The sequence below is a fragment of the Candidatus Manganitrophaceae bacterium genome, assembly GCA_016200325.1.
In the GTDB taxonomy this organism is placed as follows: Bacteria; Nitrospirota; Nitrospiria; order SBBL01; family Manganitrophaceae; genus Manganitrophus.
In genome coordinates, this window is sequence record JACQEZ010000007.1 from 55197 (window position 1) to 70776 (window position 15580).

Here is a 15580-nt window from a genome sequence, read left to right on the forward strand (position 1 = left end):
GTCCGCGCCGGTTGGGGATTCCTCATCATGGTCTGCCTCCTTTTCGCTGTTCCGTTTCGGGCGGAGGCGGTTCGGATTAAAGACATTGCCAACGTGGAGGGGGTTCGGGAGAATTCGATCATCGGATATGGACTCGTCATCGGGTTGAATGGAACCGGCGATAAAACGGGGACCACTTTTACCGTTCAAACCCTTTCGAGCATGTTGAACAAGATGGGGATTGTCGTCGATCCGACCGCGGTAAAGGTAAAAAATGTCGCGGCGGTGATCGTGACCGCCAAGCTCCCCCCTTTCGTCAAGTCGGGAAGCCGAATCGATGTGGTGGTCTCTTCGTTGGGAGATGCCACGAGCCTGCAGGGGGGAACCCTCCTCTTGACGCCGTTGAAGGGGCCGGATCAGCAGGTCTATGCGGTGGCCCAGGGACCGATCTCGATCGGCGGTTTTATCGGCGGCAAAGAAGGGGACAGCGTGCAAAAGAATCATCCGACGGCCGGCCGGATTGCCGAAGGGGCGCAGGTCGAAAAAGAGGTCGGGTTTGCCTTCGTGAACAAAGCGCAGCTCAACATCCTTTTGCGTCAGCAAGATTTCACAACCGCCCTTCGGGTCTCCAAAGCGATCAACATGCAATTGGGAATGGAGTCGGCCGCGACCGCCGTCGATTCGGGAACGGTGGCCCTCCAGGTGCCCGAGCTTTATAAAGGACGGCTGGTGGAACTGCTCGCGGCGATCGAAGGTGTAGAAGTAACGGTCGATCTGCCGGCGAGGGTGGTGGTCAACGAGCGGACCGGAACGATCGTCATGGGCGATCAGGTGAGAATTTCCGATGTCGCCGTCTCTCACGGCAATTTGACCATCCGTGTGAAGACCGACTTCCAGGTCTCGCAGCCCCCCCCGTTTGCTCCGGAGGGATCTAAAACGGTGGTGGTTCCGCAGCAAAAAACGGAGGTGAAGGAAGAGGATGCAAAAATTTTGGTGTTGAAGGGGGGAACGACGATCGGAGAGGTGGTCCGAGGTCTGAACGCCATTGGCGTGACGCCGCGCGACTTAATCGCCATTCTCCAAGCCATTAAGGCAGCAGGGGCCCTTCAAGCCGAATTGGAGATTTTATAATGGATCGAATCCAGTTATCAGGGTTGGCGGGGCCAAAGGTTTCTCAACTCAAGGCGCTGGAGCCGGGGAAGGGGAAGAAGACAAACAGTCCTGAAGAGGTCAAGAAAGCGGCCGAAGCATTCGAGGCATATTTTATCTCTTCCCTTTTAAAAGAAATGAGGAAAACGGTCCCTCATCAAGGTTTTCTGGAATCCGGACCGGGCAAAGAAATTTATGATGCCTTGCTGGATGAAACGCTCGCCACCAAAATGTCGGAGCGGGGGGGAATCGGGTTGGCGAAAATGCTTGTCAAAAAATTGGCGGATCCGCCTCAAGTTTTAAAGGAACCGACCGATAAGTGAATGTGACACTAACATTATCAGAGCAATAAGGAGAGAACGATGAAAATACCCGGAGACGACTCCATCCATTTATTGGAGACGATTCTTTTCGGCGTAAAGAAAACGGACCAGAAAGGTCCCGTTCGCTCTTCAGAAAAAGGAAGGGATGCCGCTCCCGGCGATCGCGTTGAGATTTCTGGAAAGGCAAAGGAGTATCAGCAGCTGAATCAGCAAATTGCGTCGCTGCCGGAGACCCGGTCGGAAAAAGTCGCTGCGCTTCAGCAGAAAATCGAATCGGGAACCTACCATCCCAACGGTGAAGCGATCGCCGAAAAGCTGGTCCGGTCGACGCTGCTCGACGCCATCCTATAATTTAAAGGGGAACACAATGCGGGATGTTGAAGTCGGAATGAAACATGAGGAGCAAGAGATAAATCATTCCGCATTCGGTTCGATAGACGCGTCGCTTTCCGGCTTTACGCCCGACCCATTTCTGGCGCCGCTCCTTTTCACCCTGGAAGAGATGATCCGCGTTCAACAGGGGATGCTCGCCGTTCTTCAGCGTGAGAAAAAATTGATGATTGGAGGAGAGCTCAACGATCTCCTCCGCTGTCTTCAAGAAAAAGAGGCGCTGCTGGGTCAGCTTCAGCGATTGGAGCAACATCGTCAGGAAGAGATTCGGCCGCTGGCCAAACAGTGGGGGAGCGAGGATCAAGCGCTTACGCTTAAGCAGTTAATTCAGCGAATCCCGGACCCTTTTCGAAGCCAACTCGCCTCTTGCCATGCCCGGCTTGAGGCATTGACGGCGAGTATTCAGGAGCTCAATCAGATCAATGGGCTTTTAATCGATCGGATTCTAGAGCAGATCAACGCGCTGGTCGGCCTGCTGCGGCACCTCTCGTCGACCGTTCCGATTTATCAGCCGAATGGCGCGCTCCAGCACTTCCCCTCGAGCGGAAGGGCCATCAGCCAGGGATAGGAAGAAGATGTCGAATATCTTAGGGATCTTCAATATCGGGAAGCTCGCCCTTTTCGCCAACCAGCGGGCCCTTGCCGTCACCTCCCAGAATATCGCCAACCTCAATACCCCCGGATACAGCCGTCAGGAAGCGGTCCTCCAATCGACGTCACCGGCGAATGACCTTCCGGGCCAGATCGGAACGGGTGTTCAGGTCACCGAGATTCGACGTGTTTTCGACCAGTTTATTCAAACCCAGTTGACGTCAGAACAGTCGACCCTCGGCCGTCTGGATGTGGAGAAGGGGGCCCTCGCCCAGGTGGAAGCCGTATTTAATGACGCGCAGGGGACCGGTGTCAGTCAATCTCTCTCCCAGTTTTTTTCGGCGCTCCACGACCTTGCCAATAATCCGCAGGGGATCGCCGAGCGGACCGCCCTTTTGGAGCAGACAAGAAGTCTGATCTCTCAGTTTTCGACCGCGAATAATCAGTTGCAGCAGATCCGCAAAGATCTCAATGGGGAGATCCAGGGGGTCATCGGCGAGGTCAATTCGCTGGCGACCCAAATTGCCAATTTGAACGGTCAAATTCGCCAAGCCGAAGTCTCCGGACAGAATGCCAATGATCTCCGTGACCAGCGGGACGGTCTTCTTAAAGACCTTTCTGAAAAAATCGATATTCATACAATTGATGGAGAGTTTGGACAGGTCAACGTCACGGTTGGGCAGGGGACGCCGCTAGTCGAATCGAAGGCTTATACGCTTCAAGGGGTGGCGAATGCCGACAACTCCGGCTTTGTCAAAGTGGCATTGGATTTGGGGACCGGTTCGACCACCGATATCACCTCTTCGATCGGAAATGGCCAGCTCAAGGGTTTGATCGATCTTCGTGACAACCTGATTCCCGGATATAGCGATCGGTTGGACCGACTCGCGGCGACGATTGTGAATGAGGTCAATCAACAACACCAAGCCGGGTACGGATTGGATGGGTCTACCGGAAACAATTTCTTCTCTCCTCTCGCGCCGACCGTCACCGGATTGAGCCGCAATACCGGATCGGGAGCGATCGGCGCGACGGTCAACAATCCGACCCTTCTGACCTTCGATCCCTATCGGCTGAGCTTTGCCGGGGGCAATTATACGATTCAAAACCTGACCACGGGCGCCTCTTCCACCGCGGCGTATGTCAATCCGACGACGATTACCTTCGAAGGGCTTCAGATTAATATGGCCGGCGCCCCGGCCAATGGAGATACTTTCGAGATCAGCGCTCATCAGGGAGTGGCCGGTTCGATGGCGCTGGCGACCACCGATCCGAGGAAGATCGCCGCCGCCTCTTCCGCGGGCGGGGTTCCCGGGGACAACAGCAACGCCCTTCTCCTCGCTCAATTACAGGAGAAAGGGGTGACTGCATTGGGCGGCTCAACTTTTAATGATTTTTATGGCCAAACGGTCGGACAAATCGGCTCGGATTCCCAGGCGGCCCAGCATTCACTGACGGCTGAAAAAGTGATCAATGAAAACCTCACCCAGCAGCGGGGAGAGGTCTCCGGCGTATCGCTCGATGAAGAGACAACCAATTTAATCAAGTTTCAGAGGGCATTCGAAGCGTCCGCCCGTTTGATCACGGTTGCAGATCAACTGTTACAGACGATTCTCGACATGAAAACGACATGAGGCGTTCCGAACCGAAGAGATTTTCTATTGTCGATTCAGCGCTTCTCTCTTCACAGAAGAAATAGGATTATTTGATGCGTGTATCGGATCAGATGCTTTTTCAATCGGTGATGGTCCAGCTACAGCGGCAGACCGATTCCCTCTTCAATCTTCAGGAGCAGGTCTCTTCCGGCAAAAGGATCAATCGCCCCTCGGATGACCCGACCGGCGAGCCGCTGGTGCTCAATTATGGGAAGACGCTCGCAACGACCGACCAGTACCTGCGGAATATCGACCGGGGCGATTCGTTGATGACACAGAGCGACTCGACTTTACAAGATGTCTCTGATCAATTGCAGCGGGCCCATGAACTCGCGATTCAGATGGCGAATGCCACGAATTCCCCGGCGGATCGGGCCAATGCCGCCAAAGAGGTGAAGGAGATCTTCGGTCAGCTGGTCGCGATGGGAAACCGCTCGGTCGAGGGACGGTATCTTTTCGCCGGAGATCAGACGACGACGATCCCGTTTGTCGACCATGGCAACTACATCGGAACGGCGGCGGCGCTGCCGGTGACGATTACCGCCGGGGTGAATGATCAGCTGACCCTCTCGGTAAACGGCGTCTCTTCCACGGTGACCCTTCCTCCCGGGAATTATGCTTCGGGTAATGCTTTGGCGAGCCAGGTTCAGACGACGATCAATGCCGATCCCACATTGTCGACGGCAGGGGCATCGGCCACGGTGACATTTGATACCGACCATTTGGTCGTGACTTCCAATGCAACGGGGGGAACTTCTGCGGTGATTCCGACCGGTGGAACCGCTCAAAATATCTTAGGCTTGGCGACCGGAACCAACCGGCCGTCGGGAACCTATTTGGGGGATTCGGGAGAGATTTCTCAGCTGATCGGCCCCAATACCCCGGTCATCGTCAATCTTCCCGGAGATCGGGTTTTCAAGGGGGTCGGGGTGGCGGGAGGGGTCGATGTCTTTTCCGCGGTGGCCGGGTTGCAGGGGGCGTTGGAGACAAATAACGTCGCGGGGATCCAGGCCGCGTTAACGAATATCAGCGCGGCGCAGGAGCAGGTGACCAATGAACGGGTGACTTTGGGGGCCCGCCTCAATCGGATGGATGCAACCAAAACCGTGCTGAGCGATTTTAAGCTATCGATCACCCAATTCAAATCCAATATAGAAAATATCGATCTGACCCAGGCGATTTCAGATCTTTCCCTTCAGCAGACCGCGCTGCAGGCGACCCGGGCCGTCGCCGCCAGATTGATTCAGACCTCCCTCCTCGACTTTCTCCACTAACCGGCTTCCTCAGAAGCGGTTCGCAAATAAGCGGGAAAGGGGGGGGTATGATTTCTCTCTCTGATCGGAAGAACCTCTTTTAAGAAGGATGCTTGAATGCTCGTTCTGACGCGGAAGCCGGGAGAAGAAATTTTCATCGGAGACCAAATTAGGGTCGTCGTCATCGAAATACAGGGAGGTCAAGTTCGGTTGGGGATCGACGCTCCGGCGACGATCCCGATTTATCGAGAAGAGGTCTTAGCGAAGATTATGCTCGAGAACAAAAAGGCGGCGAGCGCGAATCCGAATCAGTTAAAAGACATTTTGATCAAGCGGATCCCTCCACCGGAACAAAGTAGAGGATCAAAACCGTGAACACCGTGATTCAAAGCGCAAAATTGGGACCGGTGGCGATTGACACCGAGCGGCTGATCACATTTCCGGAGGGGATACCCGGTTTCCCGATGGCGAAACAGTATGCCTTGATTGAGAATGACCAGGGCCATCCATTTTTCTGGCTGCAGGCGGTTGAAGATCTGGAGCTGGCTTTCGTCGTTGTCGACCCACTGATCTTCCTGCCGGAGTACCGGCCCCTCTTTTCCCCGGAGGAGATGAAAGCGCTGGAGATCGAGAAGTTAGACACCGCGGCAGTATTGGCCATTTTAACGATACCGCAGGACGATCCTCTTAAATTAACCGCAAACCTGAGAGCGCCCTTGGTGATCAACCACAAAACGCGGAGAGGAAAGCAGGTTGTCCTTTCCGATTCGACCTACAGTTACCGTGAGCCCCTTCTTACCCTGTCCGCCTTGAGCACCACACAGCCCGACATTGCTGCCCTGAAATCGTCGTAAGCGGACCGCTGTTCGTTATCCTTCAATAAATCTTATCCGACCCGTCATTGAAAACGCCGCCTCTGTCAATTCATTGACAGGTTTCTTCGCTGTCCAGACAAGATCGTATGAATTCTTGAGTGCTCCCGAAAAGGGATGCTGGCAAGGTAATTGCACTACTGCCAATGGGCTACCATCCAACATGGGGTTTAAGCGATGATCGATCTGAACGGAAAAACAATCCTGGTCACCGGAGGCACCGGCTCATTCGGAAAGCGGTTTGTCCGGCGCGTTCTTTCCAAGTACCGGCCGGGGAAACTCATCATCTTCAGCCGGGATGAATTTAAACAGTATGAAATGCAGCAGGCGATGGACGATCCCTCTCTGCGGTTTTTTCTCGGAGACGTCAGGGATAAAGACCGCCTTCGCCGCGCCTTCGAAGGGGTCGATTACCTCATCCATGCCGCTGCGCTAAAACAGGTTCCCTCTGCAGAATATAACCCTTTTGAAGCGATTAAGACCAATATCATCGGCGCCCAAAATATCATCGACGTCGCGATTGATGTCGGAATCAAACGGATCATCGCCCTGAGCACCGACAAAGCCTGCAACCCGGTGAACCTCTATGGCGCCACCAAGCTCTGCTCGGACAAGCTCTTCATCACCGGCAACTCTTATGCCGGTCGAAAGAGCACCCGATTCAGCGTCGTCCGATACGGCAATGTCGTCGGGAGTCGGGGAAGCGTTGTGCCCCATTTTATGCAGCTGAAAGAGGGGGACTCCGTTCCGGTGACCGATGAGCGGATGACCCGCTTTTGGATTACGCTCGACCAAGGGGTCGACTTTGTCATTAAAGCACTGGAGCGGATGCACGGCGGGGAGATCTTTATTCCGAAGATCCCGACCGCGACCATTACCGATGTCGCAAAAGCGATTGCTCCGAAGTGCAAGATCAAGGTCGTCGGTATCCGGCCCGGTGAGAAATTGCATGAGCTTCTGATCTCGGCTGAAGATGGAAGGCGTACGCTGGAATATCCGGAGTACTTTGTGATTCAGCCCGACTTCCCTTGGTGGTCGGACGAGAAGAGGAAAAACGGCGGGGGGACGGTTCGGGAAGGGTTTGTCTATTCAAGCGACCAGAATCCCTGGCGGCTCACCGTGGCGGAGATCGAGAAAATGGTAAAGGACTGTTAGCCCTATGCGGACGATTCCTTATGGGCGGCAAACCATCGACGAAGACGATATCCAGGCGGTCGTGGATGTGCTCCGTTCCGATTGGTTGACCCAGGGTCCGACGGTCGATTCTTTTGAAGCGGCGCTCGCGGCCTACTGCGGGGCCCGATATGCCGTCACCTGCTCATCCGGCACGGCCGCACTTCATCTCGCTTATCAGGCGGCAGGCTTGAAACCGGGCGACCTTCTGCTGACCTCTCCGAATACATTCGCGGCAACCGCAAACGCGGCGCTCTATCTTGGAGCAAAGCCGCTCTTTACCGATATTGATCCGACCACATATAACTTAAATCCATCTCGGATTGAGGAGACCCTTTCCACTTTTCAATTGAAAGGGGCCCATCTCGGAGCAATCGTCCCGGTCCACTTCGCAGGGACCCCTTGCGACATGGAGTCGATCGCCAAAATAGCCGAGCGACACCGGCTGATCGTGATCGAGGACGCCTGCCATGCGCTGGGTGCCTCTTATGCCGGTAAAAAAATCGGCGCCCTCTCCGACATGACGGTGTTCAGTTTTCATCCGGTGAAGACCATTACCAGCGGAGAGGGAGGGGCGGTTCTCACGAATAGCGAAGGGTATTTTCAAAGATTGAGACGGCTGCGATCCCATGGGATCGAGCGGACCCATTTTGAAGAACCCTCTCACGGTGCCTGGTACCATGAGATTCAGGAGATCGGATACAACTACCGGATGACCGATCTCCAAGCCGCACTCGGCGTCTCTCAGCTCCGAAAAGTGGACCGGTTCGTCGCAAGAAGAAGGGAGATCGTCGCGCTCTATCAGACCGCATTCAAAGGGAATCCCTATTTTGATCTTCCCATGGAACCCTCCGGAGCGGTCTCTTCGCACCATCTCTATCCGATCCGATTGAAAGATTCTCTCAAGGCGCGAAAGCGAGAGATTTTCCATCACCTTCGGGAGCAAGGCCTGGGGGTTCAAGTTCATTATCTTCCCGTTTACCGGCATCCGGTCTATCAGAAGATGGGATATCCGAAAGGCCTCTGTCCAGCGGCGGAAGATTTCTATCAAAGGGAGATCTCCCTTCCGCTCTTCCCGACGATGTCTCCGGAAGAGGTGGCTTACGTCATTGAAACGGTCGATCGGGTCTGCCGCGTCCATGCATAATGCGGCGACGCTTATTTCCAGTCAGGAAGGCATGCGCATGAAGTGGATTCTCGGCTCCGCCAATTTCGGTCTGTCGTATGGGATTGCAAACGGAAAAAAGCTGAGCCGGGAGGAGGTCTTCCAAATCCTCAGAGCGGCGGAATCGGAGGGGGTATGGGGAATCGATACCGCTAAGGCGTACGGGGATGCCGAAAGGGTGCTCGGAGACTATTTCAAAAGCCGGGGGCAGCGATTCCAGGTGATCACCAAACTGCCATCGAAGGAATACAAGAATTCAAGGGAAGTGGAAAGAGAGATCAACGACTCGATGCTCGCAATGAACATCGAATCGATCGATGTTCTCCTCCTTCACTCCTATGAAATGTATCGACGAGCCGGAGCGGTGATCCTCCCGGTCCTTCAGTCCCTCCAAAAGGAAGGGGTGATCGGACGATGCGGTCTCTCCGTCTATCACCCGGAAGAAGCGATGCAGTCCGCCCGCGATTTTAAAGGAAGCCTGACGATTGAATTTCCACTGAACCTTTTTGATAGGCGATTTCTGAAGGGGAGTCTCCTGGAGCGACTGAAAGAGGAGGGGGCCTTCCTGATGGCACGCTCGGTCTTTCTGCAGGGACTCTTTTTCATGCCGGAGGGAGCGTTCGAGGGGAAACTAAGCGGAGCGAGGGAAAAGGTCATGCAGATTCGCGACCTTTCAGAAAAATCGAGTTTGCGTCCGGAGTGGCTTCCACTCACCTTCGTCGCAACGCAGCCGAAGATTGATGCGGTGGTGATCGGCGTCGACTCCGCGGATCATTTGAAGACCAACCTTCAGGCCCTCACCCAAGAGAATCTCACCCGATATCACCAAGTCGAAGATCAACTCGCCGACTTGGAGGTCGGGGATGAAGAGATCCTCCTCCCCTATCGATGGAATCGATGAAGATCCTCTTCCCCGATATGACCCCTTTTGCCTCGATCAAAGGGGTAGCGCTCAAGCAAGGGACGATCCGGAAGGAGGGACCGGTCCTCTTTCCGCAATACCCGTGGGAGGGAATTCATGCCTATCTCTATGGCTCAGTCTTGGAGAGAGAAGGGCAACTTCGAATGTGGTATCAATCGTATACTACGGAAGATTATTTCTTCGTGAACTATGCCCGCTCCCGAGATGGAAAAATATGGGAGAAGCCCCTTTTAAACAAGTGGCGGGTTGATGAGAAGCAGCTTTATCCGATGCCAGGGACAGGGGGAAAGGATCAGAGCGAGTTCAGGAGTGGGAGTCCCGGCTATTGGAAAACGAATATCGTCTCAACCTATCACATTCCGAGCGTCATCTACGATGCCGATGATCCGACCGCTCCTTATAAACTCTTTGGCTTCACCGACAAAGGTTATCAGGTCGCGTTTTCACGAGATGGGATCCGCTTCAAAGAGTATGCGGGGAACCCGGTCATCCCGCTGATGCGATTTCCGAATCCCAAAACCAAGAAAACCTGGGTCAGCGATGTCTCGCCCGTGTTCAAGGACCCTCTAAAAAAGAAATTCGTCGCGCATGTCAAAACCTACGTCATTGATCATGAAGAGAGAACCCGGCGATCGGTCGGCTACTCCGAAAGCGACGATTTCATCCGGTGGTCCCAACCGGAAACGATTTGGACCCCCTCTGAAGCGGACGATCGGCTGGCGGTTGCGCGCGGATTCAAATGGGCCGACTTCTACGGGCTTTGCGGGTTCAATTACGGCCGGGGCTATCTTGGACTGCTCTGGCTCTTTTACTTGAATTATGAATTTGCAAAAGGAACCCACGAGGGAAAAATAGAGGTCTTTCTCGCAACGAGTCCCGATGGGAAGAAGTGGTCACGTCTCTCGGACGAGCCGTTCATCCCCCTCAGCGCGTCGGGGTGGGATTCGGGGATGATTACCACCGCCAACCTTCCGCTCTTCAGAAAGGAGAGAATCGACCTCTATTATGGAGGATCGAACTTCAGCCATGGCATCGGGAATGCCCAACTCCGGTACGATGAAGGGAGCCATCGGTTCAGCGTCGGCCTGGCGACATTAAGGAAAGACGGATTTGTTTATGCGACCGGGTCAAAGGGGGTGATGACAACCAAACCGCTGGACTCTCAAAAAGGAACGATCGAGATCAATACAGATGCCACCCAGGGAAGGGTGATGATCGATTTGATGAAGGGAGGCCGGTCGATCGGGTTGTACCGGATCGAAGGGCTCGATGCCTCGGATCATTGCATTCGGACCGGGGTAAAGGGAGAGATTACGTTGAAGGTCTCTGTAGAAGGGGCGAAGCTTTATTCGTTGGAGGTCTGCTGAGATGCCGCGTGCGGTGGTGGTTCAAGCGAGGAACGGCTCCAGTCGCTATCCTCGAAAGATGCTTCACCCGTTGCTCGGGCGGCCGGCGCTGGAATGGGTCTTCGACCGGTGCGAGAAGATCGCCGAAAACAATACCCATATTACGATAGACCAGCGGATCTTAGCGACGACCGAGGAGAAGGAAGACGATCCTCTGGCCGAGATCGCTCAGCGGCGGGGCTGGCAGGTGATCCGGGGAAGTGTGGAGGATGTCCTCGGGCGTTTCGCCAAAGCGGTCCGCGCCTATCGGCTCGACACGGTGGTCCGGATCACCGGGGATTGCCTCCTCACCGATCCTCGACTGATTGAACATGCGCTTACCCAGTTCGATCTCCTCAAGCCCGATTATCTTCTCCTGACTAAAATTATCGACGGGTTTGATATCGAGGTGATGACCGGAAAAGCAATTTTGAAAGCCGATTCGGAGGCAAAGGTGCCGTCGGAACGGGAGCATGTCGGGCCCTATCTCCGGCGGTCAAAGCAATTCAACACCGTGCTTCTTCCTTATGGGGAGGAAGATCTCTCCCACATTCATCTCAGTTTAGACTACAGGGAAGATGCCGAGGTTCTTGAATCGATCATTAAACAGCTCGGGAGCGATTTTACTTATACCGATGTGGCCAAGCTCATCAAGGCGCATCCGCAGCTGATCGAGAAGACGAAGCACATCATACCGAACGAAGGGTATCGACGTTCGCTGGAGGGGGACAAGGCGGCCATTCTCGGAATGAAAGGAAAGCCGCTCCGGCTCGAGAAGAGCCTCTCCCAATTCGAGAAGGTGATGCAGATCATCCCGACCGGCTCGCAGACCTTCAGCAAATCGCACCTTCAATTCAGCGTCGGGGCCGCCCCGCTCTTTGTGCGCGAAGGAAAGGGGGCGTTTCTCACCGACCTCGACGGCAACCGATTTATCGATTTTACGATGGGCCTGGGCGCCTGTCTCCTCGGTTATGCGTTCGAGCCGGTGAACCGGGAGATGGAGGCGACCCTGCGAAAGGGATCGACCTACACCCTTCCGCATCATCTGGAGTATGACCTGGCCGAGCTCCTCACGCAGGTCATCCCATCGGCTGAAATGGTCCGATTCGGGAAGAATGGCTCCGACGTCACCTCGGCCGCGGTGCGATTGGCGCGGGCCGCGACCGGAAGGGAGGTCATCGCCTGCTGCGGCGATCACGGCTGGCAGGACTGGTATATCGCGACGACGACCCGGAGCCTCGGCATTCCGGAAGAGGTGAAGAAAAAGACGATCACATTTCAATACAACCAGATCGAGAGCCTTCAAGGCTGTTTCGACCGCTATCCGAATCAGATTGCCGGCGTGATCCTGGAGCCGGTCAGCCTCGAAGCGCCGCAGAAAAACTTTCTCTCGAAGGTGAAAAAACTGGCCGAGCAAAAGGGGGCGGTTCTGATTTTCGATGAGGTGGTCACCGGTTTCCGGTTTGATATCGGTGGCGCGCAGGCCTATTTCGGCGTGACCCCGGACCTCACCTGCGTCGGAAAGGCGATGGCGAATGGAATGCCGGTCTCCGCCATCGTTGGAAAGCGCGATCTGATGAAGCTCCTCGATGAGATCTTCTTCTCCTTTACCTTTGGCGGGGAGACCCTCTCCCTTGCGGCGGCGCTTGCCACGATCCACTACCTCCTCGAGCAAAAGGTCACCCCCTTCCTCTGGAAGCAGGGGGAAAAGCTGAAGGAGGGGATCGGCCGGCAGATTCGGGAGAAAGGCCTCGAAGGAGTTCTCTCGATCGACGGCTATCCGATTCGAACGGTGCTCGGTTTTAAAGGGGAAGAGAAAGAAGTCCTCAAGATGAAAACCCTTTTCCAGCAAGAGTGCGTCAAGCGGGGAATTCTCTTCACCGGGGGACACAACATTTCCCTGCCGCACGATCAGGAGAAGATAGAACGGCTCTTGTCGGTCTACGATGAGGTGATGGAGATCCTGAAATACACCCTCGAATATCAGATGCTCGACGAAATGCTCGAAGGGCGTCCACTGGAGCCGGTCTTTCGGAAAGTATAGACGGCGTATTTTTAAAGGGCTTGGGAGAAGTGAAATGGCGGAATTAAGACGGTGCAGCCGGTGTGTTCTTCCGGAGACCCATGAGACGATCACCTTCGACGCGGAAGGGGTCTGCAACATCTGCCGCCAGCAGGAGTACAAGCAGACCCAGATCGACTGGACGCTGAAAAAGAAGGAGCTCGATGCGCTGATCGCGGAGCATCGGGGGAAGGCGGACTATGACTGCATCATCCCCTTCAGCGGCGGGAAAGACAGCACCTGGACCCTCTACTACCTGGTCAAAGAGTATGGCCTTCGGCCGCTCGTCGTCCGGTTCGATCATGGGTTCCTCAGACCGAACGTAATGGAAAATACCCGCCGAACCCTCCGGAAGCTCGGGGTTGACTTCCACCACTTCACCCCGAACTGGAAAGTGGTTCAAAAGCTGATGCTCCAGACCTTTCTGGAGAAAGGAGACTTCTGCTGGCATTGCCATACCGGCATTTTCGCCTATCCGATGTGGGTGGCGCTCCGCCAAAACGTTCCGCTGGTGATGTGGGGAGAGCCTTCGTCGGAATATACCGCCTATTACAGCTACGATCAGGCTGAAGAGGTCGATGAGAAGCGCTTTAATCGCTATATTAACCTCGGAATGACCGCACAAGACATGCTGGTCCGGCTGAAAGGAACGGTCGACGAGCGGGATCTGAAGCCGTTCACCTATCCTCCTCTGAAGGAGCTGCGTAAGATCCACTATCGATCGGTCTGCCTCGGCTCTTATATCCCTTGGGATGTGAAGCGGCAGTCGAAGATCATTCAAGAGGAGCTCGGTTGGTGTGGAGATGCGGTGGAGAATGTTCCCCCCGCGTATGGCTATGAAAAGATCGAATGTTATATGCAGGGGGTCCGCGATTACATCAAATTCATCAAGCGGGGCTATACCCGTCCCGCTCATCTTGCCTCGCTCGACATTCGGAATCATCGAATGAGTCGGGAAGAAGCGTTGGACTTGATCGGGCAATACGAAGGAAAGCGCCCCCCCAGCCTCGATCTATTTCTAGAGTATATCGGCTTGAGCGAGGCGGAGTTCATCCAGGTGGCCCTCAGCCATGTCGTCTCCCCCCACGAGCATGACCCGCTGAAGGTCCTTTCCGGAGAAAAGGTCCACGATTTTGATCTCTGGCCGAGAGAGGGGGGGCTGTCGCGGAAAGAAGCGGAGGGTCAACTCCATCGGTGGCAGCAGCGGAGCCAGACTCAAGAAAGGTCAGTGGAGCCAGAAGCGAGATGATCGGCGTCGTCGATTACGGAATGGGAAATCTGCTCTCGGTCCGCCATGCGCTGGAAATGGTCGGGGCGGAGGTGACCCTCTGCCGCGATGGCGAGGATCTGAAAGGAGTAGAGCGGATTGTTCTTCCCGGGGTCGGCGCCTTTCGTGATTGCATGATGAATCTTAAAAAGAGGGGGCTGGCCGAGGCGCTGGAAGAGGCGGTGCTGCGGTTGGGAAAGCCGATCCTCGGCATCTGTCTTGGAATGCAGGCGATGGCGCGACGGAGCTTCGAGGGGGGAGAGCATTGCGGGCTCGGTTGGCTGGCGGCCGATGTCGTCCGTCTGGATCCGCATCCAGCCACGCTTCGCGTTCCGCAGATCGGCTGGAACGAGGTCTGTTACCGGTCGGAGAGTCCCTTCTTTAAGACCCTCCCCCCGGCGCCCGACTTCTACTTCGTTCATTCTTATTTCGTGAAATGCGACGATGAAATGAGTGTCGAAGCAACTTGTGACTATGGCGGGTCGGTCACCGCTGCCATTCGGAAGGACAATATTTTCGCGACGCAGTTTCATCCGGAAAAGAGCCAAGAGTATGGTCTGAAAGTTCTTGAACACTTTCTCCATTGGAAACCGTGAGCGATCGATGCTGAAGCGCCGACTGATTCCGAAATTACAGATGAAGACGACCACCCACGGCCGATCGGATCGAAAAGTGTTGGTGACCACCCGTCAATTCAAAGCGGTCTTTGAGATCGGCGACCCCGTTTCACAGGCGAAGATCTATGAGGCCCAGGCGGCCGACGAGTTGATTTTCCTCGACCTCGACGCCTCCGCAGACCGGCGAAAGCCGACCCTGGAAGTGGTTCGTCGCGCGGCCGAGGAGATCTTCATGCCATTTACGGTCGGGGGCGGGGTGAGGTCGATCGACGATTTCCGAGACCTTCTTTCCAGTGGGGCGGATAAGGTGAGCATCAACACCGCCGCCGTCGAGACCCCCGATCTGATCAATGAAGCGGCCGATATCTTCGGCGCGCAATGTATCGTGTTAAGCATCGATTATCGAATGGACCAGGAAGGGGCGTCCGCGGTCTGGATTAAGGGAGGGCGATTGAAGACAGATCTCCATCCGGCCACCTGGGCGGTCGAAGCGGAGAAGCGGGGTGCGGGCGAGATCCTGCTGACGTCGATTGATCGGGACGGCATGCGCGGCGGAGTCGACTTAGAAATGGTCCGGACGGTGGCCGAGGCGGTCTCGATTCCGGTGATCGCTTCGGGAGGGTGCGGCGCGGCGTCCCATTTTGTCGACGGTTTTCAGCGCGGGAAGGCTGATGCCGTCGCGGCGGGAACCTATTTCTGCTTTAAGGATGAGAATCCGATGCAGACCCGCTCTCAGATCCGGAATGCAGGGATCCCGATCCGGATGCATCGATAGGA

General features: G+C 55.3%; 16 protein-coding genes. All 16 read left to right on the forward strand.

Going from position 1 to position 15580, the window contains the following annotated elements; translation table 11 throughout:
* Positions 1-27: 27 nt before the first annotated feature.
* The 16 genes from HY282_04635 to hisF all read left to right on the forward strand — a co-directional run bounded on the left by HY282_04635 (position 28) and on the right by hisF (position 15578).
* Complete coding sequence (locus HY282_04635) at positions 28-1110, forward strand: flagellar basal body P-ring protein FlgI (GenBank protein ID MBI3803029.1); 1083 nt, start codon at positions 28-30, stop codon at positions 1108-1110.
* Positions 1110-1451 carry a rod-binding protein gene (locus HY282_04640; GenBank protein MBI3803030.1) on the forward strand — a complete coding sequence of 114 codons (342 nt, stop codon included), beginning with the start codon at positions 1110-1112 and terminating at the stop codon, positions 1449-1451. The genes HY282_04635 and HY282_04640 overlap by 1 nt, the downstream gene beginning before the upstream one ends.
* Positions 1452-1490: 39 nt before the next feature.
* A complete protein-coding gene (flgM, locus tag HY282_04645; GenBank protein MBI3803031.1) occupies positions 1491-1802 on the forward strand; it encodes a flagellar biosynthesis anti-sigma factor FlgM in 312 nt (103 codons plus the stop codon).
* Positions 1803-1818: 16 nt separating this feature from the next.
* Complete coding sequence (locus tag HY282_04650) at positions 1819-2409, forward strand: flagellar protein FlgN (GenBank protein ID MBI3803032.1); 591 nt, start codon at positions 1819-1821, stop codon at positions 2407-2409.
* 7 nt (positions 2410-2416) lie between these two features.
* On the forward strand, positions 2417-4066 hold the full coding sequence (gene flgK / locus HY282_04655) for a flagellar hook-associated protein FlgK (protein ID MBI3803033.1): 1650 nt from the start codon (positions 2417-2419) through the stop codon (positions 4064-4066).
* A gap of 74 nt (positions 4067-4140) precedes the next feature.
* Positions 4141-5361, forward strand: coding sequence for a flagellar hook-associated protein FlgL (gene flgL / locus HY282_04660; protein ID MBI3803034.1), 1221 nt, complete (start codon positions 4141-4143; stop codon positions 5359-5361).
* Positions 5362-5457: 96 nt separating this feature from the next.
* Entirely contained in the window at positions 5458-5715 is a 258-nt protein-coding gene (gene csrA / locus HY282_04665; protein MBI3803035.1) for a carbon storage regulator CsrA, read from the forward strand.
* A complete protein-coding gene (locus HY282_04670) occupies positions 5712-6194 on the forward strand; it encodes a flagellar assembly protein FliW (protein MBI3803036.1) in 483 nt (160 codons plus the stop codon). The genes csrA and HY282_04670 overlap by 4 nt, the downstream gene beginning before the upstream one ends.
* Positions 6195-6389: 195 nt before the next feature.
* Positions 6390-7367, forward strand: coding sequence for a UDP-N-acetylglucosamine 4,6-dehydratase (inverting) (gene pseB / locus HY282_04675; protein MBI3803037.1), 978 nt, complete (start codon positions 6390-6392; stop codon positions 7365-7367).
* Positions 7368-7371: 4 nt separating this feature from the next.
* Positions 7372-8532: a UDP-4-amino-4,6-dideoxy-N-acetyl-beta-L-altrosamine transaminase gene (pseC, locus tag HY282_04680; GenBank protein MBI3803038.1), complete on the forward strand. Its 1161-nt coding sequence runs from the start codon at positions 7372-7374 to the stop codon at positions 8530-8532.
* A gap of 37 nt (positions 8533-8569) precedes the next feature.
* The gene (locus HY282_04685) at positions 8570-9451 is read left to right on the forward strand and encodes an aldo/keto reductase (GenBank protein MBI3803039.1); all 882 of its coding nucleotides are present in this window, start codon (positions 8570-8572) and stop codon (positions 9449-9451) included.
* Positions 9448-10839 (forward strand): hypothetical protein, encoded by a 1392-nt coding sequence (locus HY282_04690; protein ID MBI3803040.1) that lies wholly within the window; start codon positions 9448-9450, stop codon positions 10837-10839. Before HY282_04685 ends, HY282_04690 begins: the two co-directional genes overlap by 4 nt.
* 1 nt (position 10840) lies before the next feature.
* Positions 10841-12901, forward strand: coding sequence for an aminotransferase class III-fold pyridoxal phosphate-dependent enzyme (locus HY282_04695; GenBank protein ID MBI3803041.1), 2061 nt, complete (start codon positions 10841-10843; stop codon positions 12899-12901).
* A gap of 34 nt (positions 12902-12935) precedes the next feature.
* Entirely contained in the window at positions 12936-14168 is a 1233-nt protein-coding gene (locus tag HY282_04700) for an N-acetyl sugar amidotransferase (protein MBI3803042.1), read from the forward strand.
* Entirely contained in the window at positions 14165-14782 is a 618-nt protein-coding gene (hisH, locus tag HY282_04705) for an imidazole glycerol phosphate synthase subunit HisH (protein ID MBI3803043.1), read from the forward strand. Before HY282_04700 ends, hisH begins: the two co-directional genes overlap by 4 nt.
* A gap of 7 nt (positions 14783-14789) precedes the next feature.
* Entirely contained in the window at positions 14790-15578 is a 789-nt protein-coding gene (hisF, locus tag HY282_04710; protein MBI3803044.1) for an imidazole glycerol phosphate synthase subunit HisF, read from the forward strand.
* The last annotated feature ends 2 nt before the right edge of the window (positions 15579-15580 follow it).

Coding starts and splice junctions, on each gene's coding strand:
- HY282_04635 (MBI3803029.1), top strand. CDS start 28: ATGGTCTGCCTCCTTTTCGCTGTTCCGTTTCGGGCGGAGGCGGTTCGG.
- HY282_04640 (MBI3803030.1), top strand. CDS start 1,110: ATGGATCGAATCCAGTTATCAGGGTTGGCGGGGCCAAAGGTTTCTCAA.
- flgM (MBI3803031.1), top strand. CDS start 1,491: ATGAAAATACCCGGAGACGACTCCATCCATTTATTGGAGACGATTCTT.
- HY282_04650 (MBI3803032.1), top strand. CDS start 1,819: ATGCGGGATGTTGAAGTCGGAATGAAACATGAGGAGCAAGAGATAAAT.
- flgK (MBI3803033.1), top strand. CDS start 2,417: ATGTCGAATATCTTAGGGATCTTCAATATCGGGAAGCTCGCCCTTTTC.
- flgL (MBI3803034.1), top strand. CDS start 4,141: ATGCGTGTATCGGATCAGATGCTTTTTCAATCGGTGATGGTCCAGCTA.
- csrA (MBI3803035.1), top strand. CDS start 5,458: ATGCTCGTTCTGACGCGGAAGCCGGGAGAAGAAATTTTCATCGGAGAC.
- pseB (MBI3803037.1), top strand. CDS start 6,390: ATGATCGATCTGAACGGAAAAACAATCCTGGTCACCGGAGGCACCGGC.
- pseC (MBI3803038.1), top strand. CDS start 7,372: ATGCGGACGATTCCTTATGGGCGGCAAACCATCGACGAAGACGATATC.
- HY282_04685 (MBI3803039.1), top strand. CDS start 8,570: ATGAAGTGGATTCTCGGCTCCGCCAATTTCGGTCTGTCGTATGGGATT.
- HY282_04690 (MBI3803040.1), top strand. CDS start 9,448: ATGAAGATCCTCTTCCCCGATATGACCCCTTTTGCCTCGATCAAAGGG.
- HY282_04695 (MBI3803041.1), top strand. CDS start 10,841: ATGCCGCGTGCGGTGGTGGTTCAAGCGAGGAACGGCTCCAGTCGCTAT.
- HY282_04700 (MBI3803042.1), top strand. CDS start 12,936: ATGGCGGAATTAAGACGGTGCAGCCGGTGTGTTCTTCCGGAGACCCAT.
- hisH (MBI3803043.1), top strand. CDS start 14,165: ATGATCGGCGTCGTCGATTACGGAATGGGAAATCTGCTCTCGGTCCGC.
- hisF (MBI3803044.1), top strand. CDS start 14,790: ATGCTGAAGCGCCGACTGATTCCGAAATTACAGATGAAGACGACCACC.